Below are 19493 nucleotides of genomic sequence, written 5' to 3'. Positions count from 1 at the left end.
CGTCGGTCAATCGGTCGAGCGGTCCCGGATGGACTTGCTCGGCCCGGTGGCGGACGTGGACTGGTCGCTGGTGCCGCCACCCGTCGGGGTGCTCAGACCGCCGGTGGTGGCGTCCCCGGTCGTCGTCGGGGCCACCTTGCCGGGGTGCCGCTCCGGCTGGCGGGCCACCCGCCGCACGCTCGCCGGGCCGGCCGTGCCACCGGTGGTGGTCACCGCGCCCTGTCCGCCGACGGGGCCGCCGTCGCGCAGCACCTGCGGATCGATCCGCTCGTGCGCCGGGTCCATGGGGTCCACCCGCTGGATCTCACTCTCAATGTCGGTACGGGGCAGTGTCACCTCGTCGACGGCACCCTTGCCGTACACACTGTCGGTGATCCGGTCCTCGGCCCGCCGGGCGGCCTCCTGCCGCATGTCGTCCTCACGCACGTTCATCACCTCGCAGAAGCTGTGGAACTGACGGCGTGCCCGGTCGCCGGTCAGCCAAACCCGCAGCGCCGTGTGCCGAGGGGGAAACGGACATCCACCCCGACCGGTCGTGAACCGCCCGCGCCGTGCGGTCGCGCCGGCGCCGTCATCGGCCCGGCCGCTGTCGATTCTTTTCCGGCCGAGGGAGTGTTACCTGGTCCCGGGCCTCGGGTAGTCGGGGGGTGTCCCCGCCGTGAAAGCGAACCGTGCCGTGACCGAAACGCGGTAGCGGGGCGAGGGAATGCAGGTACGACTCATCGCATCCTGAGGAGGACCAGATGAGCACGCAGGCTGCTTCCACCCGGCCGATGAACCGGCCCATGAACGACCCGCAGAACCCCGCCATGATGCGGGACACGCAGCAGATGCCGGCAATGCGCGACGGGCACCGAGAGCCGATGCCGTCGCCGGGCACGGAGACCAAGCAGGCGTTCCTGACGACGGAATTCTGGGTCTACGCCGCCGCTGTCGCGCTCGTGGTGATCGCCGCGTTCTGGCGGGGCGCCGCCACCAACGGGTTGAACATCAACAACCCGAACCAGGCATGGTGGTATCTGACCATCCTGACCGGTGGTTACCTGGTCAGCCGTGGTCTGTCGAAGGCCGGCTCCGCCCGCCGGTCCGGCAAGGAGCGGAGCATGCGCTGACGCCTCCTGCGTGAACGGTGGCCTCCGGGAGAATCTCCCGGAGGCCACCGTCGTCTGTGGAGCCGTTACTCGTCGCCGCCGAAGTCGCCGAAGTCGCCCTCGAACGCGTCCTCGATCATCTCGCCGGCGATCATGCCGCCGGCGACGCCGAGCGCCGCGCCGGCGACCATGCCGCCCACGCCCATGCCGCCACGGCCGTGACCGTGGCCCGGACCGTAGCCGTGACCGTGGCCGTACTGCGAGCGCAGGCTGCCGTAGCGGGACGTGGTCTCGCGCAGCCAACCGTCGACGACCTGCGCCCAGTCGACGCGGTCGACGTCGGCGTGGGACACCTGGTAGCGGCCGAAGGCGTCGTGCCCGGCGCTGAGGAAGCCGCCGCGCTTGTCACACTCCAGGATCACCTCGACGCCGCGCTGGCTCGTCACGAAGGTCAGCTCGACCTCGTTGATGGTGCGCGCGTACTGCGGGGACGCGAAGAACTCGATCTCCTGGTAGAACGGCAGCGTCTGCTGCACGCCGCGGATGTGACCGCGCTCCAGGTCGGCGTGCTTGAACCGGAAACCGAGCCGCTGGAACGCCTCCAGGATCCGCTCGTGCACCGGCAGCGGGTGCACCGCCACGTGGTCCAGGTCGGTCTTGTCGACGGCGCGGGCCACCGACAGCTCCGTGCGCAGGCCCATCGTCATGCCGTGCAGGCGCTGGCCGTACACGTCGGTGATCGGGGTTTCCCACGGCACCGGGAGCTGGAACGGGATCGACAGCTCCTGCTTGGGCGCGAGCTGGAACGCGCCGCTCACGGCCATCCGGTGGAACTCCATGGTGCCGGCGTACTCCGTGTCGTGGCCCTCGACCTCGACCCGGGTGACGAGGCCGATCACCACCTGTTCGATGGCCGCCGGGCTGTCACCGCCGACGAGGTTGACCTGACCGTCGAGGGTCAGGCCGGGCCGGGTGTTGGGGTTGGTCAGCACGGTGTCCACACTGGGACCACCCACACCGAACGCGCTCAACATCTTCTTGAAGACCATCGAAAACTCCTGTGTTGGAGTCGGACGTTGACTCGAAGGGCACCCTATCCAGCACCCCTGTGAGGTGGCTGTGAGCGTGCCACCCGCCCGCGCGCGCCCCCGCCCGCCCGGCATCGTTGATCATGGAGTCGTGGTGGGGACCAAAGGTCCGTGAGTTACCGAACCGGGCACCACATGTCCATGATCGACAAACCGTGCGCTTTCACGGCCAGGATGGTGCCGGCCGGTCAGGGCATGCCGCCAGCGACTTTTGATCGACTCGACATCGCCGATGTCGGGGTATCAACGCGACCGGGACACCCCGATATCGGCGATGTCGAGTCGATCACGGCTCGGCGCGGCCGAACGTGCCGTCTTTGACCCCATTGACGAAGGCAGTCCAGTCGCTGACGCCGTAGACGAGGGTCGCCGCCGCGCGGTTCTTGCTGTCGCGCACCGCCACTCGACCAGAACCGTCGAGAACAGGCCCCGCCTCGACGCAGCTCCCGCCGTTACTGTTGCTCCGAGTGCTGATGTGCCAGGCCACGGCCGGCAGGGCTTCGTTCATGGCAGTTCCTCCGTGATCTTCGCGATCAGCTCGGCCGCCTTGCGCTGATCGAGCGCGACATCCTGAAGGCGATGGTACGCAAGCGCGTAACGTCTCGACTTCGGAGATTCCATGAACCGGCGCCCACCCAGAGTCTCGGCATAGGCCACCTCCGGATACGGCTTGGGCATCCGGAAGAGGACGAACGAGCCGTCCAGCCCGGCGTGCAGGCCGACCCGCGATGGCAGCACGCGGACGTCGATGTTCTGCCGTCGCATCAACTCGCCGAGGTGTCGCAGTTGGCCGCGCATCACGTCATGGCTTCCGACCGGTCGACGAAGAACGCTTTCGTCGATAACCGCCGCTACATGGACGGCGGGATCGCGCGTGAGCACGCGCTGGCGGTCGACCCGCAGTTGCAGCCACTTGCGCACCGAGAAATCCGATGCCCGCTCTCCCTCGGCGTTACGGATCACCGCTTCCGCGTAGGCCGCCGTCTGCATGAGCCCCGGCATCAGGAAGGCATCCCATGAGCAGATGTGCTCGGCTCTCGTCTCCAGCCAGGGGAAGTCGATGAATGAGGCGTCCACCAACTCGTCGTAGTCGTCGTCCCAGCGGTCGGTCCGCCAAGCATCTTCGGCAAGCTGGAGAAAGCGGTTGCGCTCGCGCCCGTCATGCTCGCCGTAAAGATCAAGAAGCGACTCGACAACGCCGCGTCGGAACGGCCACTCGGCTCGCTCCCAGCGGGCGATGGACGAGAAGTCCCGTTCCAGAAACTCGGCCGCCTGTTTGAGCGTGATGCCGCGCTGTTCCCGCAACTGACGCATCTGCTGGCCGAGCCACTGGGCGCGCAATGTCTGGACGAACGATTCACGCCTGGCGGGCATGGGTCCCCTCTCTTGATGTCCCTCATGACGAACTTTGTTGGTGTCGTTGCACCAATGCCGGGGCCACTGGAAACGTGGCCTGCGGGTGAGGGTGATCGCCGGCCCCCGGGGAAGCCCGGTGCAAACACGGCAACCGCAGCTGGGCCAACAGCCGAAAAGGTGACGAGAGGCGGCGTCGCGAGTGGCAGTCGCATACCGGCTCTCGTCGGGTCTCAACTAGAGCGTCGGGATGGGGAAATCCCGGCTCCGAACCGACTTGCACGAATACGTACCACGAAGAGGGCCGCAATCGCGACCCCGACCCACCATCGACCGACGACAGGGGTGGCCGATGACCAGAGGCGCATACCACGACGGCGGCCGGCTGCATCCGCGGCACGTACGCGACCACCAGTTCGCCACCGTCGGCTTCGGCCGCAGGGGCCTCGACCCTCGTGAGGTGCGGCGGTTCCTGCATCGCGTCGCTCTCGACCTGACGGCACTGCACCACGATCTGGCGCTGCTGAGCGAGGAGAATGCGCGGGTCAAGCGGGCGCTGCGTGCCCGGCACAGCGCCTGGCCGGAGAGGCGTCAGTGGTGATCCCACCGGACCGGATCTTCGTGCCGCTGCCTCGGGCCGTCGTGCTGGCCTTCACCGAGCCGGCCGAGCCACCGCCCCGACACGTTATCCACCTGCCGGTGGCGGTGGCCGACCTGGCCGAGGCGCTGGACCTGGCCCGTTGGCTCGCCCGTGCGCTGACCTCGACACCGCAGGTCGACGTCGCCGGGGCCACCGTGTCGGCCGAGGACGCGCAGCACGTACGACATTGGGTCTTCTGCGACCGGATCATGCCTGATCGCCGCCGGTGTGGGCGGCAGGCGGACCACGACGGACCCTGCCTTCCCGTCGGCGGCCCCTAGCCGCCCTGCCAGCCGGTGACCGGGTGATCCACTCGTGTTCCTGGAAGGCGGGGTGTCCCGCCGAAGAGGACACCCCGATTTCCAGGAAGCCGAGTGGATCACGGTCACGTCTCCACGACGACCAGTTCGCCGACCTGTTCGCCGATCGTGGTGCGGGCCTCGGGGGGTATCCCGACGTCGGTGATCAGCACGTCGGCCGCCTCCAGCGGGGCGATGGTGGCGATGCCGATCGTCTCCCACTTGGTGTGGTCGGCGAGCACCACGAGCCGGCGGGCCGCGCCGATCAGGCACCTGTTGACGCCGGCCTCCAGCAGGTTCGGCGTGGTGAAGCCGGTACGCGGGCTGAGCCCGTGCACACCCAGGAACAGCAGGTCGACGTTGAGCGCGCTGATCGCCGCCTCGGCCACCGGACCGGTCAGCGCGTCCGACGGGGTACGGATGCCGCCGGTCAACACGACAGTCTGGTCGGCACGCGGGTTCTGGTAGAGCGCGTCGGCCACCGGGATCGAGTTGGTCACCACTGTCAGTCCGTGCACATCGGAGAGCAGGGTGGCCAGCGCGGCGGTGGTCGTCCCGGCGGACAGCGCGATGGCCATCCCCGGCTCCACCATCGTTGCCGCCCGCTCGGCGATGGCCCGCTTCTCCGTCTGCTGGCGGATCGATTTCGCGGCGAACCCGGGCTCCTCGGCCGAGCCCGGCCCGGCGAGGGTCGCGCCGCCGTGGACCTTGTCCACCAGACCGCGCTCGGCCAGCACCTCCAGGTCGCGCCGGATCGTCATGTCGGACACGCCGAACCGGCTGACCAGGTGGCTCACCCGTACGCCGCCACGCTGGCGGATCAGATCGAGGATGGCGGTCTGCCGCTGCTGGGCCAGCATCTGGGGAACCTCCTTCGCATCGTGGGTGTCGCCCAAGTCAGGCCCGGTCCTCACGGACCACGGCAACCTCGCCGGCCGGCACTGTCAGCTCACCCGCACACCGCGTCCCGGTCAACAGCTCGGCGCCGCTTGCCGCGACGCGTACCTCGGTATCGGTGTGGTTGATCGCGAACAGCCAGCTCCGCTCGCCGTCACGTCGTCGTACCACCTCCACCCCGGTCGGCGCCTGCGCCACCGGACGGACCCCGGCCTCGTCGAGCAGCCGGGCGACGAGCCGGTCGGTGGCCGGCTCGTCCAGCCGGGTGCCGACGTACCAGGCGGCGCCCGCGCCGACCGGCCGCCGGGTCAGCGCCGGCACGCCCGGCAAAGGCCCGTCGGTGTACGACGCCAGCACCTCGGCGTCCTCGGCGTGCAGCCATTCGGTCCACACGTCCGCGGTGCTGCCGTCGTCGAGCCGGACCTGCTCGCCCTCGCGCAGCGGGAAGAACTCCTCGGTCCGTACGCCCAGCAGGTCCCGGAAGGCCCCGGGGTACCCGCCTAGGCGGATGTGGTCGTTCGGGTCCACGATGCCGCTGAAGTAGGTGACGGCCGCCGTGCCACCGCCCTCGACGAACCGGCGCAGCGCCTCGGTGTCGGCGTCGCGGACCAGGTAGAGGGTGGGCACCAGGACCAGACGGTAGCCGCTGAGGTCGGCCGACGGGTGGACGATGTCGGCTGTCACGCCGGCCCGCCACAGCGCGCCGTACAGGGCGTTGATCCGGTCGGCGTAGGTGACGTCGGCGCTGGGGTGCGAATCCAGCTCGACCGCCCACCACGCCTCCCAGTCGAACAGGATCGCCACGTCGGCGTCCACGCGGCTGCCGCGGATCTCGGCGAGGGCCTTCAGGTCCGCGCCGAGCTGGCTGACCTCGCGGAACACCTTGGTGTCGGGGCCGGCGTGCGGCAGCAGCGCGGAGTGGAACTTCTCCGCGCCGGCCCGGGAGGCCCGCCATTGGAAGAACAGCACCCCGTCGGCGCCGCGGGCGACGTGCGCCAGGCTGTTGCGGCGCAGTTGGCCGGGCAGCTTGGCCACGTTGCGCGGCTGCCAGTTGACCGCGCTGGTGGAGTGCTCCATGAGCAGCCACGGGTCACCGCCGGCGACGCCCCGGGTGTGGTCGGCGGCGAAGGCCAGCCCGAGGTGCGCCTGCGGGTTGGCGGCGGTCAGGTAGTGGTCGTTGGACACCACGTCCACATCGGATGCCCAGGAGTGGTAGTCCATGTGCTTGACGCCCATGCCGATCATGAAGTTGGTGGTGATCGGCTGGCGGACCACTGCCGTCAGCACCTCGCGTTCGGCGCGCAGTTGGGCGCGCTGCTCGTCGGAGGAGAAGCGCAGGAAGTCGAGCTGCTGCGTGGGGTTGGCGAAGGTCGGGGCGGTACGCGGCGGGTTGATCTCGGCCCAGTCGCCGTAGCGCTGGCTCCAGAAGGCCGTGCCCCAGGCGTCGTTGAGCCGGTCCAGGTCGCCGTATCGCTCCCGCAGCCACGCCCGGAACGCCTCGGCGCTGACGTCGCAGTAGCAGTGCACGTTGTGGCAGCCCAGCTCGTTCGAGATGTGCCACATGACCACCGCGGGATGCTCGGCATAGCGGCCGGCGACCGCCCGCACCAGCTCCAGGGAACGCTCGCGGAACACCGGGGAGCTGGGGCAGTACGCCTGCCGCCCACCCGGCCAGAGGATCGCGCCATCGGCCCGGCGGGGCAGCGTCTCCGGGTGCGCGCGGGCCAGCCAGGGTGGCGGGCTGGCGGTCGCGGTGGCCAGGTCGACCTGGATGCCGCCGTCGTGCAGCAGATCCAGGACCCGGTCCAGCCAGCCGAACTCGAACCGGCCCGGGGCGGGCTGCAGCAGGGCCCAGGAGAAGATGCCGACGGAGACCAGGTTGACCCCGGCCCGGCGCATCAGCTCGATGTCCTCCGACCAGGTCTGCTCGGGCCACTGCTCGGGGTTGTAGTCGCCGCCGAAATAGATGCCGTTCCCCTGCCATCGCCGCATGACAGCTGAGGGTGCACCCGCCGCCGCACGGAAGTCAACAGGTTCCAACATCGACTTTGTTTCCAACGTTTACCACGTAACAGCCGTATCACGACTGGGTTATCGGAGGCGAACAGACCTCTTGACAGCGGCCTATGGAGGGGTAGCTTGAGGCCCCACTGGCCGATCGTGTTCGCCAATGTGGATTCTCGGTGGATCACGATGTGTATTCACAAGGTCGGACCGCTCTTCACCTCTGACGGCCCTTGGGCGTAGCACCTCTTCATCCGCAGGAGGCACAGATGTCCCGTCCCCGATCCCAAGCCGAGTATCTGGCTCGGCTCGTACCGCCCTCCGTCGCCGGCATCAACCGACGGTCACTGCTGGCCGGCGCGGCCGGCACGGGCGCGCTGCTCGGCACCGGTCTGCTCGCCGGCTGCGGCGACGACGACTCCGGCTCCGGCGGGTCCAGCAAGGACGTCACGCTCGGATCCAACCAGTCCGACCCGAAGCCCAAGGACGTCCTCGCCAAGGTCACCGACGGGTTCAAGACCTCGTCCGGCGTGCAGGTCGCGACCAACACGGTCGACCACAACACGTTCCAGGAGAACATCAACAACTACCTCCAGGGCAAGCCGGACGACGTCTTCACCTGGTTCGCCGGCTACCGGATGCGCTTCTTCGCGCAGAAGGGCCTGGCCAGCGACATCAGCGACGTGTGGGGCAAGCTCTCCGGCTACTCGGACGCCTTCAAGAAGGCGTCCACCGGGGACGACGGCAAGCAGTACTTCGTCCCCGCGACGTACTACCCGTGGGCCGTCTTCTACCGCAAGTCGGTGTGGCAGCAGCACGGCTACCAGGTGCCCACCACGCTGGACCAGTTCACCGCGCTCGGCGCGCAGATGAAGAAGGACGGCCTCACCCCGATCGCGTTCGCCGACAAGGACGGCTGGCCGGCGATGGGCACCTTCGACATCCTCAACCTGCGGATCAACGGCTACCAGTTCCACGTCGACCTGATGGCCGGCAAGGAGGCCTGGACCTCCGACAAGGTCAAGAAGGTCTTCGACACCTGGGCCGGCCTGCTCCCCCTGCACCAACCGGACAGCCTCGGCCGCACCTGGCAGGAGGCCGCGCAGTCGTTGCAGCAGAAGAAGAGCGGCATGTACCTGCTCGGTCTCTTCGTCGGTCAGCAGTTCAGCAACGACGAGCAGGACGACCTCGACTTCTTCACCTTCCCCGAGATCGACCCGGCAATCGGCGCGAAGGCCCTGGACGCCCCGATCGACGGCTACATGATGGCCCGCAAGCCCAAGAACGAGGACAACGCCCGCAAGCTGCTGGAGTACTTCGGCGGCAAGGCCGCCGCGGACATCAACCTCAAGAACGACCCGGCCGTCCTCGTCGCCAACAGTGGCGCGGACGTCGGCGGTTACACGGCCCTGCAGAAGAAGGCCGCCGAACTGGTCGGGTCGGCCACCGAGATCGCGCAGTTCCTCGACCGGGACACCCGGCCGGACTTCGCCTCCACGGTGATGATCCCGGCGATCCAGCAGTTCATCAAGAACCCCAAGGACATTGACGGTCTGACCTCGTCCATCGAGAACCAGAAGAAGTCGATCTTCACTGACTGACGGCGGAAGGGGGAGGACATCGTGTCCGACCTGCCCCTGATCCAAGCGGATCGCGCCGTGCCGCCGCCGGCCGCGACCACCTCAACTGGTGGTCGTCGCCGGCGGCTACGGCTCCTGTCCCGCACCGACCGCGTGGTCATCACGCTGATGGTGCTCGTCCCGCTGCTGCTCGTCACCGCCTTCGTCTGGCTTCCCGCGCTGGCGACAGTGGTGCTCTCCGGCACCGACTGGGACGGCATCGGCCCACTGAACGAGATCGACTTCGTCGGCGCCCGCAACTACAGCGACGTCGTGAACATCTACCCGCCGTTCGTGCCGGCGATCCAGCACAACCTGCTCTGGCTGGCCGTGCTGTTCGTCGTCGCCACCCCGTTCGGCATGTTCCTGGCCGTGCTGCTCGACAAGGAGCTGCGCGGCAGCCGCTTCTACCAGACCGCGCTGTACCTGCCCGTTGTGCTCTCGCTGGCCCTGATCGGCTTCGTCTGGCAGCTGCTCTACTCCCGCGACCAGGGGCTCATCAACGCCGTCTTCGGCAGCAACATCGACTGGTACGGCGACTCGAACGTCAACATCTGGGCGGTCATGATCGCCTCCGGCTGGCGGCACGTCGGCTACATCATGCTGCTCTACCTCGCCGGCCTGAAGGGGGTCGACCCGTCGCTGCGGGAGGCCGCCGCAGTCGACGGCGCGTCGGAGAGCCGCACGTTCTTCCGGGTGGTGTTCCCGGTGCTGCGGCCGATCAACATCATCGTGTTGGTGGTGACGGTGATCGAGTCGCTGCGCGCGTTCGACCTGGTGTGGGTCGTCAACAAGGGACGCAACGGTCTGGAGCTGATCTCGGCGCTGGTCACCCAGAACGTGGTGGGTGAGGCGAGCCGGATCGGCTTCGGCTCCGCGCTGGCGACGATCATGCTGGTCGTCTCGCTGGTCTTCATCACCATCTACCTGGCGACAGTGATGAGGGAGAACCGGGAATGACCACCGCGACAGTGACCCGGCGTACCGAGGATGGCACCGACATCCCGGTCCGCCGCCGCAAGCTGACCCCGGCGCGGCTGCTGCTGCACGGCTTCCTCATCGTCGTCTCGCTGGCCTGGCTCTTCCCGATCGCCTGGGCGGTGCTGACCTCGCTGCGCTCCTACGAGTACACGGCCGCCAACGGCTACGTCTCGTTCGGCGGCTGGACGATCGACAACTACGTCACCGCGTGGCAGACGGCGGAGTTCGGCAAGCACTTCCTCAACTCGGTCTACATCACCGTGCCCGCGGTGCTGCTGACGCTCTTCCTCGCCTCGTGCGTGGCGTTCGTCATCGCCCGGTTCAACTGGAAGATCAACCTCGTCCTGCTCGGAATCTTCACCGCCGCCAACCTGTTGCCGCAGCAGGCGTTGCTCATCCCGCTGTTCCGGCTGTTCACCGAGGTGCCACTGCCGGAGTTCATGAGCGACTCCGAGCTGCTCTACGACAGCTACTGGGGGCTGATCCTGATCAACGTGGCCTTCCAGTGCGGGTTCTGCGTCTTCGTGCTCAGCAACTACATGAAGGCGCTGCCCCGCGACCTGTACGAGGCGGCGATGGTCGACGGCGCCAGCGTCTGGCGGCAGTACTGGCAGGTCACCATGCCGCTGTGCCGGCCGGCGCTGGCGGCGCTCGCCACCCTGGAGGTGACCTGGATCTACAACGAGTTCTTCTGGGCCACGGTCCTCATGCGCACCGGCGACAAGTTCCCGGTGACCAGCTCGCTCAACAACCTGCGCGGCGAGTTCTTCACCGACAACAACCTCGTCTCGGCGGGCAGCGTGCTCGTCGCGATCCCCACCCTGGTGATCTTCTTCATGCTCCAGCGGCACTTCGTCCGGGGCCTGACCTTGGGAGCCTCCAAAGGATGACGATCCTGCACCTGCGCCGCGCGCGGACTCACCTGGTGCTCGACGCGCGCGGCCCGGGGCTGCCCCGGGTCGTGCACTGGGGTGGCGACGTCGGCGACCTCGACGACGACGCCCTGCGCCAGCTCACCGACGCGACGGTGCCACCCGTGGTGCCGAGCAGCTTCGACGAGCCGCCCGCGCTGTCGCTCCTGCCGGAGGCCAGCGCCGGCTGGAGCGGCCGGCCGGGTCTGGCCGGTCATCGCGACGGGCGGGACTGGTCCACCGCGTTCCAGCTCGACGGTCTCGACGTCGACACGCCCTCCGACGCTCCGGCGCGGGTCACCGTGCGGGCGTCGGACCGGGCCGCCGGGCTGGGCCTGACCATCGAGATCACCCTCGACCCGTACGGCCTGCTGACCATTCGCCATCGCCTGCGCAACGACGGCGACGGCGCGTACGAGGTGCAGGGGCTGACGCCGGTGCTGCCGGTGCCGGCCGTCGCCACCGAACTACTCGACCTGACCGGCCGCTGGTGTCGGGAACGCTCGCCCCAACGCCACCCGTGGCAGCACGGCGCCTGGGTGCGCGAGGGCCGGCACGGGCGCACCGGACACGACGCCACGCTGTTGCTGGTCGCCGGCACCGCCGGGTTCAGCTTCGGCCACGGCGAGGTGTGGGCGGTGCACACCGCGTGGAGCGGCGATCACGTCACCGTCGCCGAGCGGCGTCCCACCGGCGAGTCCACCCTCGGCGGCGGCGAACTGCTGGCGCCCGGCGAGATCCGGCTCGCACCCGGCGAGGAGTACGACACTCCCCTGCTCTACGCCGTCTGGTCCGACGTCGGGCTGGACGGGCTCAGCGACGTACTCCATGCACACCTGCGGGCCCGGCCCGGACACCCGCGTTCCCCCCGGCCGGTGACCCTCAACGTCTGGGAGGCGGTCTACTTCGACCACGACCTGGACCGGCTGCGGGCCCTCGCCGACCGGGCCGCGCACCTCGGCGTGGAACGGTTCGTGCTCGACGACGGCTGGTTCCGCGGCCGGCGCGACGACACCGCCGGGCTCGGCGACTGGTACGTCGACGAGGGCGTCTGGCCCGACGGCCTGCAACCCCTCATCGACCACGTGACCGGGCACGGCCTCCAGTTCGGCCTGTGGGTGGAGCCGGAGATGGTCAACCCCGACTCCGACCTGTTCCGCGCGCACGCGGACTGGCTGCTGGCCGTGCCGGGGCGGTTGCCGCCGGCCTGGCGCAATCAGCAGGTGCTCGACCTGGGTCGCCCGCAGGCCTACGACCACGTGCTGGAACGCCTCGACGCGCTGCTGCGCGAGCATCCCGGCATCAGCTACCTCAAGTGGGACCACAACCGGGACCTCACCGAGGCCGGGCACCACGGCCGGCCCGGGGTGCACGGGCAGACCCTCGCGGTCTACCGCCTCCTGGACGAGCTGCGCCGCCGGCATCCCGGCGTGGAGATCGAAAGCTGCTCGTCCGGCGGCGCCCGGGTGGACCTGGCCATCCTGGCCCGCACCGACCGGGTCTGGGCCAGCGACTGCAACGACGCCCTGGAACGGCTCAGCATCCAGCGCTGGACCGGTCTGCTGTTGCCACCGGAGCTGATCGGCACGCACATCGGCCCGGAACGCTCGCACACCACCCACCGCGTGCACGACCTGGGTTTCCGGGCGGCCACCGCGCTGTTCGGCCACCACGGCATCGAGTGGGACATCGCCTCCATCAGCGCCGCCGAACAGACCGAGCTGGCCGCCTGGGTGGCACTGCACAAGCGGCTGCGCCCGCTGCTGCACGCCGGCCGGGTGGTCCGGGTCGACCACCCGGACCCGGCCGTCTGGGCGCACGGCGTGGTCGATCACGACACGACCCGGGCGGTGTACGCGGTGGCCACGCTGGCCACCTCGGTGGCGCAGACCCCGGGCGCGGTACGGCTTCCCGGCCTCGACCCGGCCCGGCGTTACCGGGTGCGGGCGGTGGCGGGCGTACCCGCACCGGCGACCATCGAACGGTCCGCAGCGCCGTGGCTGGCCTCCGGTGTCACGCTCAGCGGGGCGGCGCTGGCCCGCGTCGGTGTGCAGCTGCCCGCCCTGCACCCGGAGCAGAGCCTGGTGCTGGAGGTCGACGAGGTCGGCTAGAAATTCTTCCGCCGGAGTGTCGAGAACGGTGCGGCGTGCTTCTACCTCAGGGTGAGAGCACCGACGACGGTGCGCGGACGTGAGGGGCGAACCATGAAGTACATGCTGCTGATGCAGTTCAGCGCCACCGGGACCGACTTCCCGAGCATCGACACCTGGACCCCGGACGAGGTCCGGGCCCACATCGCGTTCATGGGCGAGGTCAACGAGAAGCTCACCGCCGCCGGGGAGTGGGTCGACGCGCAGGGCCTCGGCGGCCCGCAGCAGGCGCGGATCGTACGCGCCGGCGAGGGCGGCACGCCGGTGGTCACGGAGGGGCCGTTCGCCGAGACGAAGGAGTTCCTCGCCGGCTTCTGGATCGTCGACTGCGACAGCCCGCAGCGGGCGGTGGAGGTGGCCGCGTACATCTCGACCGCGCCCGGTCCCGGTGGTCGGCCGCTGAACATGCCGATCGAGGTGCACCCGGTGATGTCCGCACCCACCGAGGAGTTGTGAGGGCTGACCACCGATCCCCACATCGAGGACCTGCTGCGCGAGTTGGCGCCGCAGGTCCTCGGCGTGCTCGCCCGCCGGTTCGGTGACTTCGCCACCGCCGAGGACGCCGTGCAGGAGGCGCTGCTCGCCGCCGCCACCCAGTGGCCGGTTGACGGGTTGCCCGCCAACCCGCGCGGTTGGCTGATCCAGGTCGGCTACCGCCGGATGATCGAGCTGATCCGCAGCGAGCAGGCCCGGCGCCGCCGGGAGGACCTGGTCGCCCGCCGGGATCCGGACGACCGGCAGTACGCGCCGGCAGCGGACGAGGAACTGACCGCCGAGCGGGACGACACCCTGGTGCTGCTCTTTCTGTGCTGCCACCCGGCGCTCGCCCCCGCATCGGCTGTCGCGCTGACCCTGCGCGCGGTCGGCGGGCTCACCACCGCCGAGATAGCGCGCGCGTTCCTGGTGCCCGAGGCGACCATGGCCCAGCGGATCAGCCGGGCCAAGCAGCGGATCCGCGCGTCCGGGCTGCCGTTTCGAATGCCGGAGGAGGCGGAGCGGGCCGAGCGGCTGTCCGCCGTCCGGCAGGTGCTCTATCTGATCTTCACCGAGGGGCACACCAGCACCGCCGGTCCGGCCCTGCGCCGTGTCGATCTCGCGGCCGAGGCGATCCGGCTGGCCCGTGCGCTGCACATGCGACTGCCCGACGACAGCGAGACCGCCGGACTGCTGGCGTTGCTGCTGCTCACCGAGGCGCGCAGCCCGGCGCGCACCGGCCCGTCCGGGGAGCTGATCTCCCTGGCCGATCAGGACCGCAACCGCTGGGACGCCGCGGCGATCGCCGAGGGCGTCGCACTTGTCACCCGGGCGCTGCCACGCGGCCCGGTCGGCCCGTACCAGGTGCAGGCCGCCATCGCCGCCCTGCACGACGAGGCGCCGAGCACCGACGCGACCGACTGGCCGCAGATCCTGGCGTTGTACGACGTGTTGGAACGGCTCGCCGGAACCCCCGTGGTGGCGCTCAACCGGGCCGTGGCGACCGCCATGGTGCACGGGCCCGCAGCCGGCCTCACGGCCCTCGACGCTCTCGGCGACGACCCCCGGCTGGCGGGGCACCACCGGCTGGCCGCCGCCCGCGCGCACCTGCACGAGATGGCCGGCGACCGGGAGCGGGCGATCGCGGACTACCGCGCCGCCGCCGCGCGGACCAGCAGCCTTCCCGAACAGCGCTACCTCACCATGCGCGCCGCCCGGCTCGCCGCCGGTCCGCCGACCACCGACGACTGAGGAGCCACATGGCGTACGTGCTGCTGGGGATCGCCATCCTCGCGGAGGTCCTGGCGACCAGCCTGATCAAGAGCACCGCCGGATTCAGCCGCCTCTGGCCGACGCTGGGCTGCCTGACCGGGTACGCGCTGGCGTTCCTCCTGCTGGCCCAGGCCGTGAAGGAGATACCCGTGGGTGTCGCGTACGCCCTCTGGTCGGGTCTGGGCACCGCGGCCATCGTGGCGATCGGCGCGGTGTTCCTGGGTGAGTCGGTCGGGCTGGTCAAGCTCGCCGGCATCGCCCTGATCATCGCGGGGGTGGTCATCGTGAACCTGACCGGGGAGCACTGACCGCAGCCGCCGCGGTGGCCGGGCCCCCGACGCGGGCCCGGCCACCTGGCGTCGGTCAGCTCGCCGTGCAGCTCACCTCCGGCTTGGGGTTGGTGCCGGACCAGCCGCCGAGGAACCCGAAGCTGGCGCTGGCGCCGGCAGCCAGCCTGCCGTTGTAGTCCACGTTGCGCGCGGTCACCGTGGAGCCGCTGCTGGTCACCGTCGCGTTCCAGGACTGGGTGACGCTCTGGCCGTTGGCGAGGGTCCACCGGGCGGTCCAGCCGTTGATCGCCGACGCGCCGGCGGTCACCCGCACCTCGGCCTGGAAGCCGCCCTGCCACTGGTTGGTGACGGTGTAGGTGGCCGCGCAGCCACCGGCGGGCGGCGGCGTGGTCGGAGGCGGCGTGGTCGGAGGCGGAGTGGTCGGCGGCGGCGTCGTGGGAGGAGGAGTCGTCGGCGGGGGCGTGGTCGGCGGCGGGGTGCCGCCGAAGACGCTTGCCTCGCGGGCGGTCTGCCGGATGCCGTTGGCGCCGTTGAAGATCCGCTGCCCCCAGGTGGTCAGGTTGGCCGGGTTGAACGCGGTGGCCATGTCGAGATACTCCACGCCACCCCCGTTGCCGCTCCACGACCAGCCCAACCAGCCGATCCCGTTGGCCTGGCTGTACGCGAGAATGGTGTCCTCGTCGGGGTCACCATCGGAGTGGTTGAAGCCGAACTCACCGACCACGATGGGCAGCCCCGCCGCCCGGAACCGGCCCAGGTAGTCGGTGATCTCGGCGGCGGTGTCGAAGACGCCGTACATGTGGATGGAGAAGACCGTGTTACGGGCCGGGTCCGCGGCGAAGACCGAGGCGGCGTTGTCGCGCATGGTGAACGACCAGTCCTGCCCCCAGTTCGGGGCGTCCACCATGATGGTGTGGGTCAGCCCACCGGCCCGCAACCGCTTGATCGCGTTGGCGTTGTCGGTGGCCCAGGAGGCGTAGTTCTGGTTGCCGTACGGCTCGTTGCCGATGTTGACGATGACGTACCGCTCCTGGCCGACCAGCACATCGGCGAGGCTGAGCCAGTAGTCGACGGCACGGTCCAGCGTGATCGCGCCGCTCTGCTCGCCGTAGCCCGTGGTGTCGTGCACCTCCAGCACGCAGATCAGCCGGTTGGCCTTGCACAGCGAGATGACGTTGGCGACGTCGGCGTTGGTGTTGCGGGTCCACCTGTCGCCGCTGGCGAGCACCACCCGCACCGTGTTCGCGCCGAGCGCCTTGACGTCGGCGAACGAGCTGGTCTGCTGTGGATACCAGGTGTGGGCGTGGTTCACTCCGCGCATGATGAATTCGGTGCCGTTGGCGTCGTACAGCTTGCCGCCCGCGACGGAGAAGCCGGCCGCGGCGTGCGCCGGCTGGCTGAACGCCAGCACGGCGAGGAGCAACGCGAGCAGGGCCGCGCCGGCGGCGGAGAGTCGAGTCTTCATGGCCTTCCTCAGGGAGGACCCCCGGTGCCCGACAGGGGTGGGACGTGACAGGGGAAGGCGGCTGCAGCCCGACAGCCACCGCCCGACTCCCGGCGATGCTCGCATCAGCCTAGGGCGATGGATCAGCCCTAGCAACCGGTTCAGTAACCCGCTCACGGACGCAGACAGCCGTAACGGCCCGCGCGGACGCGGGCCGTTACGGGGCGGTCATCCCCACCACAGGATGTGCGCCAGACCGTAGGTCTTAACCGGTTAAGACGACCGTAGGCCGGTCTCCGGCATCCGTCAAGCATCGCCCGTCCGAACCGGACGAGAGGGTTGACGGCTGCTGACCTGGGTATCTCGGGACGAACCGTCGGCGAGAAGGAGATACCCGGATGGTGAGCGTCGGCTACACACTGATGTGCGAGCAGGCCGGTCCGAAGCAACTCGTGGACCACGCGGTGCGGGCCGAGGCGGCCGGCTTCGACCAACTGGTGATCTCTGATCACTACTATCCCTGGCTCGACGCCCAGGGCCACTCCCCGTACGCCTGGTCCGTGCTCGGCGCGGTCGCGCACGCCACCTCCCGCGCGGAGCTGATGTCCTTCGTGACCTGCCCGATCCGCCGCTACCACCCGGCCGTGGTCGCGCAGAAGGCCAGCACCATCGGGGCGCTCTCGGACGGGCGGTTCACCCTCGGCCTGGGCGCCGGGGAGAACCTCAACGAGCACATCGTCGGCGGCTGGCCGCACGTGCAGCAGCGCCACGAGATGTTCGAGGAGGCGCTGCAGATCATCCGGCCGCTGCTCAACGGCGAGACGTTGACCTTCTCCGGCAACCACTACGACGTGCCCGACGCCTATGTCTGGGACCGCCCGGAGCAGCCGGTGCCGATGGCCATCGCCGCCTCCGGCCGGCAGTCCGCCACCCTGGCGGCCGAGTACGGCAACGGCCTCGTCTCCACCGAGCCCGACCGGCACATCATCGAGATGTACGACGACGCCGGCGGCGTCGGCCAGCCCCGCTACGGACAGGTGGCCATCTGCTACGGCCCGGACGAGGCCGAGTGCCGCAAGATCGTGCACGACCAGTTCCGCTGGTTCGGAATGGGGTGGAAGGTCAACGCCGACCTGCCCGACCCGGACGCCTTCGCCGCCGCCACCCAGTTCGTCCGCGAGGAGGACGTCGCCGAGGGTGTCTCCTGCGGCCCGGACGTGGACGCGCACGTCGAGGCGTTCCGCAAGTTCGTCGACGCCGGCTTCACGCACGTGGCGATCATCCAGGTCGGCGGCGAGAGCCAGCCGATGTTCCTCGACTGGGCGCAGGAGCAGCTGCTGCCCCGGCTGCGCCAACTGTGAGGCTGACGCCCGCCGGTCGATTCGGGCCGGCCGAGCTGCGGCTCGCCATGGCCGCGCCTCGGCCGGCCGCCGGCCTGACCAGCGAGTGGCGGCTGGTCGACGGGCTGCGTACCCACACGCGGCGTGGCCCGGACCCCGGCACCGGCAACCCACCTGTCGTCCTGGTGCACGGTCTGGCGGTCTCGCACCGCTATCTCACCCCGCTGGCCGTCGCGCTCGCCGAAACCCATCAGGTGTACGTACCGGACCTGCCGGGCTTCGGCCTGACCGCGCACCCCCACGGCGCGTACGACGTGCGCCGGCACGCCGCGCACCTGGCCGCCTGGCTGGCCGCGTACCGGCTGCCGCAGGTCTGCCTGCTCGGGCACTCCTTCGGCGCCGAGGTGGCCGCCGCGCTCACGGCGACCCACCCGGAGGCGGTACGCGCGCTGGTGCTGGCCGGGCCCACGGCCGACCCGGCAGGCAGGTCCCGCCGGACCCAGTTCGGCAGGTGGCTGGTGGACACCCTGCGCGAGTCGCCGTTGCAGGCGCCGATCCTCCTTCGCGATATCTGGAACGCCCGGCCCTGGCGGGTCCTGGCGACGTTGTCGCACTCGGTCCGCAACACGATCGAGGCGGACCTGGTCCGGATCACGGCACCGACAGTTGTCGTCAGCGGCGCGCGGGATCCCATCGCGCCGGCCGCCTGGCGGGCCCAGGTGGCCCGGCTGGTGCCGGACGCCGATCTGGTGGTCGTCCCCCGCGCCGCACACAACGTGGCCACCACGGCCCCGACGGCGGTCGCCGACGCGATCCGCCAGCTTCTCGCCCCGACACTCGTGAACAGGTGAAACCCATGCGCTTCGGCAACACGGAGATTCGACCCCTCGGCGGCGGCCTCGGCTGCCTCCTGATGATCCTCTTCTCGATCGTCGCCTCGGTGCTGCTCACCGTCCTGCTCAACGTGGTGCTCTGAGCGGACCGGGCGGCGTCAGCGCCGCAGGCCCAGGGCGGCAAGCACCTCCCGGGAGGCCAGCCGGGCCGGGTCGAGCACCGAGCGGCGCATCCAGCGGGCCGCGGGGGTGACAGTGGCCCGCCACGCCGCCCGCACGCCCCGCGCCACAGGCACGACAGTCACCGACCAGACCCAGCGCACACCCCGCAGCAGGGGACGCACTGTGTGCCGCCACAGCCATCGCAGGCCATGCCCGAGCGGGCGCAGGAGCCCCCGGTAGACCAGCCGCAGCAGCCAGCCGGCCGTGCGCCAGGCACCGACCACTGTGCGGACGATCAGCCGACCCAGGCCGCGAACCACCCACCAGATCCCCGCGGCCAGCCCGACGACAGCGGCGACCAGCCCGCCGACGAGCATTGCGAGGCCGCGCACGAGCAGCCGCCCGACGGGCCGCAGCGCCGCGCCCAGCCAGCGCAGCGGCCGCTGGACGAGGTGATCGGCGAGCCAGACCAAAAGGCGGCCCAGACCGACCACAGGCGGACGCAGCACGTTGCGGACCACCCACAGCAGGGGATCCCACAGCAGAAGCCGGGCCACCCTCCCCGCCGCCGAGCCCAGAGCGGCCAACGCGCCGCCCAACCACACCAACGGCAGCCAGACGAGCGTGCGCGCCACCCACCCGATC

20 protein-coding genes are annotated in these 19493 nt (G+C 70.2%); 12 read left to right on the top strand and 8 right to left on the bottom strand.

The features are described 5' to 3' along the window. Positions 1-6 precede the first annotated feature (6 nt). Complete coding sequence (locus AB0B39_RS25535; protein ID WP_357575586.1) at positions 7-426, bottom strand: hypothetical protein; 420 nt, start codon at positions 424-426, stop codon at positions 7-9. A gap of 317 nt (positions 427-743) precedes the next feature. Between AB0B39_RS25535 and AB0B39_RS25530 the strand changes: the two genes are divergently transcribed. Beyond that, a complete protein-coding gene (locus tag AB0B39_RS25530; RefSeq protein WP_357575585.1) occupies positions 744-1112 on the top strand; it encodes a hypothetical protein in 369 nt (122 codons plus the stop codon). Positions 1113-1177: 65 nt separating this feature from the next. Here the strand turns inward: AB0B39_RS25530 and AB0B39_RS25525 are convergent, their stop codons facing one another. The 3 genes from AB0B39_RS25525 to AB0B39_RS25515 all read right to left on the bottom strand — a co-directional run bounded on the left by AB0B39_RS25525 (position 1178) and on the right by AB0B39_RS25515 (position 3553). Beyond that, positions 1178-2140: a sporulation protein gene (locus tag AB0B39_RS25525; RefSeq protein WP_234581641.1), complete on the bottom strand. Its 963-nt coding sequence runs from the start codon at positions 2138-2140 to the stop codon at positions 1178-1180. 325 nt (positions 2141-2465) lie between these two features. Beyond that, positions 2466-2687, bottom strand: a complete 222-nt coding sequence (locus AB0B39_RS25520; RefSeq protein WP_357575584.1) for a DUF397 domain-containing protein — start codon at positions 2685-2687, stop codon at positions 2466-2468. Continuing rightward, complete coding sequence (locus AB0B39_RS25515) at positions 2684-3553, bottom strand: helix-turn-helix transcriptional regulator (protein WP_357575583.1); 870 nt, start codon at positions 3551-3553, stop codon at positions 2684-2686. Before AB0B39_RS25515 ends, AB0B39_RS25520 begins: the two co-directional genes overlap by 4 nt. A 331-nt stretch (positions 3554-3884) precedes the next feature. On the opposite strand from AB0B39_RS25515, the gene AB0B39_RS25510 reads away from it, so the two are divergent. Beyond that, entirely contained in the window at positions 3885-4133 is a 249-nt protein-coding gene (locus AB0B39_RS25510) for a DivIVA domain-containing protein (protein ID WP_357575582.1), read from the top strand. A gap of 44 nt (positions 4134-4177) precedes the next feature. Beyond that, a complete protein-coding gene (locus AB0B39_RS25505; RefSeq protein ID WP_357575599.1) occupies positions 4178-4453 on the top strand; it encodes a hypothetical protein in 276 nt (91 codons plus the stop codon). 104 nt (positions 4454-4557) lie between these two features. Here AB0B39_RS25505 and AB0B39_RS25500 read toward each other — a convergent pair whose 3' ends face one another. Further along, positions 4558-5331 carry a DeoR/GlpR family DNA-binding transcription regulator gene (locus AB0B39_RS25500; protein WP_357495597.1) on the bottom strand — a complete coding sequence of 258 codons (774 nt, stop codon included), beginning with the start codon at positions 5329-5331 and terminating at the stop codon, positions 4558-4560. A gap of 37 nt (positions 5332-5368) precedes the next feature. After that, entirely contained in the window at positions 5369-7360 is a 1992-nt protein-coding gene (locus AB0B39_RS25495) for a beta-galactosidase (RefSeq protein ID WP_357575581.1), read from the bottom strand. A 281-nt stretch (positions 7361-7641) separates the two neighbouring features. On the opposite strand from AB0B39_RS25495, the gene AB0B39_RS25490 reads away from it, so the two are divergent. The 7 genes from AB0B39_RS25490 (at position 7642) to AB0B39_RS25460 (ending at position 15087) form a co-directional block, all read left to right on the top strand. Then, positions 7642-8973 (top strand): ABC transporter substrate-binding protein, encoded by a 1332-nt coding sequence (locus tag AB0B39_RS25490; protein ID WP_357495601.1) that lies wholly within the window; start codon positions 7642-7644, stop codon positions 8971-8973. 21 nt (positions 8974-8994) lie between these two features. Continuing rightward, positions 8995-9951 carry a sugar ABC transporter permease gene (locus AB0B39_RS25485; RefSeq protein ID WP_357575580.1) on the top strand — a complete coding sequence of 319 codons (957 nt, stop codon included), beginning with the start codon at positions 8995-8997 and terminating at the stop codon, positions 9949-9951. After that, the gene (locus AB0B39_RS25480; RefSeq protein WP_357575579.1) at positions 9948-10862 is read left to right on the top strand and encodes a carbohydrate ABC transporter permease; all 915 of its coding nucleotides are present in this window, start codon (positions 9948-9950) and stop codon (positions 10860-10862) included. The genes AB0B39_RS25485 and AB0B39_RS25480 overlap by 4 nt, the downstream gene beginning before the upstream one ends. Next, positions 10859-12994, top strand: a complete 2136-nt coding sequence (locus AB0B39_RS25475; RefSeq protein WP_357575578.1) for an alpha-galactosidase — start codon at positions 10859-10861, stop codon at positions 12992-12994. The genes AB0B39_RS25480 and AB0B39_RS25475 overlap by 4 nt, the downstream gene beginning before the upstream one ends. A gap of 93 nt (positions 12995-13087) precedes the next feature. Beyond that, positions 13088-13489 carry a YciI family protein gene (locus AB0B39_RS25470; RefSeq protein WP_355063832.1) on the top strand — a complete coding sequence of 134 codons (402 nt, stop codon included), beginning with the start codon at positions 13088-13090 and terminating at the stop codon, positions 13487-13489. Positions 13490-13492: 3 nt separating this feature from the next. Beyond that, a complete protein-coding gene (locus AB0B39_RS25465) occupies positions 13493-14758 on the top strand; it encodes a sigma-70 family RNA polymerase sigma factor (protein ID WP_357575598.1) in 1266 nt (421 codons plus the stop codon). 8 nt (positions 14759-14766) lie between these two features. Next, a complete protein-coding gene (locus AB0B39_RS25460; RefSeq protein WP_234581628.1) occupies positions 14767-15087 on the top strand; it encodes a multidrug efflux SMR transporter in 321 nt (106 codons plus the stop codon). A gap of 55 nt (positions 15088-15142) precedes the next feature. On the opposite strand, the gene AB0B39_RS25455 is transcribed toward AB0B39_RS25460, so the two are convergent. Further along, complete coding sequence (locus AB0B39_RS25455; RefSeq protein ID WP_357575577.1) at positions 15143-16534, bottom strand: cellulase family glycosylhydrolase; 1392 nt, start codon at positions 16532-16534, stop codon at positions 15143-15145. Positions 16535-16911: 377 nt separating this feature from the next. Here AB0B39_RS25455 and AB0B39_RS25450 point away from each other — a divergent pair, with 377 nt between their 5' ends. Next, positions 16912-17874 (top strand): TIGR03557 family F420-dependent LLM class oxidoreductase, encoded by a 963-nt coding sequence (locus tag AB0B39_RS25450; protein WP_357575576.1) that lies wholly within the window; start codon positions 16912-16914, stop codon positions 17872-17874. Continuing rightward, positions 17871-18704, top strand: coding sequence for an alpha/beta hydrolase (locus tag AB0B39_RS25445; RefSeq protein ID WP_357575575.1), 834 nt, complete (start codon positions 17871-17873; stop codon positions 18702-18704). The genes AB0B39_RS25450 and AB0B39_RS25445 overlap by 4 nt, the downstream gene beginning before the upstream one ends. Positions 18705-18844: 140 nt before the next feature. On the opposite strand, the gene AB0B39_RS25440 is transcribed toward AB0B39_RS25445, so the two are convergent. Then, a partial coding sequence (locus AB0B39_RS25440) for a hypothetical protein (protein WP_357575574.1) occupies positions 18845-19493 on the bottom strand: 649 nt, incomplete at its 5' end.

The sequence above is a fragment of the Micromonospora sp. NPDC049114 genome (assembly GCF_040648635.1).
In the GTDB taxonomy this organism is placed as follows: Bacteria; Actinomycetota; Actinomycetes; order Mycobacteriales; family Micromonosporaceae; genus Micromonospora.
The sequence above is the reverse complement of the archived record's forward strand: the minus strand, read 5'-3'. Positions and strand labels throughout refer to the sequence as shown.

Coding starts and splice junctions, on each gene's coding strand:
- AB0B39_RS25525 (WP_234581641.1), bottom strand. CDS start 2,140: ATGGTCTTCAAGAAGATGTTGAGCGCGTTCGGTGTGGGTGGTCCCAGT.
- AB0B39_RS25450 (WP_357575576.1), top strand. CDS start 16,912: ATGGTGAGCGTCGGCTACACACTGATGTGCGAGCAGGCCGGTCCGAAG.
- AB0B39_RS25455 (WP_357575577.1), bottom strand. CDS start 16,534: ATGAAGACTCGACTCTCCGCCGCCGGCGCGGCCCTGCTCGCGTTGCTC.
- AB0B39_RS25460 (WP_234581628.1), top strand. CDS start 14,767: ATGGCGTACGTGCTGCTGGGGATCGCCATCCTCGCGGAGGTCCTGGCG.
- AB0B39_RS25510 (WP_357575582.1), top strand. CDS start 3,885: ATGACCAGAGGCGCATACCACGACGGCGGCCGGCTGCATCCGCGGCAC.
- AB0B39_RS25500 (WP_357495597.1), bottom strand. CDS start 5,331: ATGCTGGCCCAGCAGCGGCAGACCGCCATCCTCGATCTGATCCGCCAG.
- AB0B39_RS25530 (WP_357575585.1), top strand. CDS start 744: ATGAGCACGCAGGCTGCTTCCACCCGGCCGATGAACCGGCCCATGAAC.
- AB0B39_RS25470 (WP_355063832.1), top strand. CDS start 13,088: ATGAAGTACATGCTGCTGATGCAGTTCAGCGCCACCGGGACCGACTTC.
- AB0B39_RS25480 (WP_357575579.1), top strand. CDS start 9,948: ATGACCACCGCGACAGTGACCCGGCGTACCGAGGATGGCACCGACATC.
- AB0B39_RS25495 (WP_357575581.1), bottom strand. CDS start 7,360: ATGCGGCGATGGCAGGGGAACGGCATCTATTTCGGCGGCGACTACAAC.
- AB0B39_RS25515 (WP_357575583.1), bottom strand. CDS start 3,553: ATGCCCGCCAGGCGTGAATCGTTCGTCCAGACATTGCGCGCCCAGTGG.
- AB0B39_RS25475 (WP_357575578.1), top strand. CDS start 10,859: ATGACGATCCTGCACCTGCGCCGCGCGCGGACTCACCTGGTGCTCGAC.
- AB0B39_RS25490 (WP_357495601.1), top strand. CDS start 7,642: ATGTCCCGTCCCCGATCCCAAGCCGAGTATCTGGCTCGGCTCGTACCG.
- AB0B39_RS25520 (WP_357575584.1), bottom strand. CDS start 2,687: ATGAACGAAGCCCTGCCGGCCGTGGCCTGGCACATCAGCACTCGGAGC.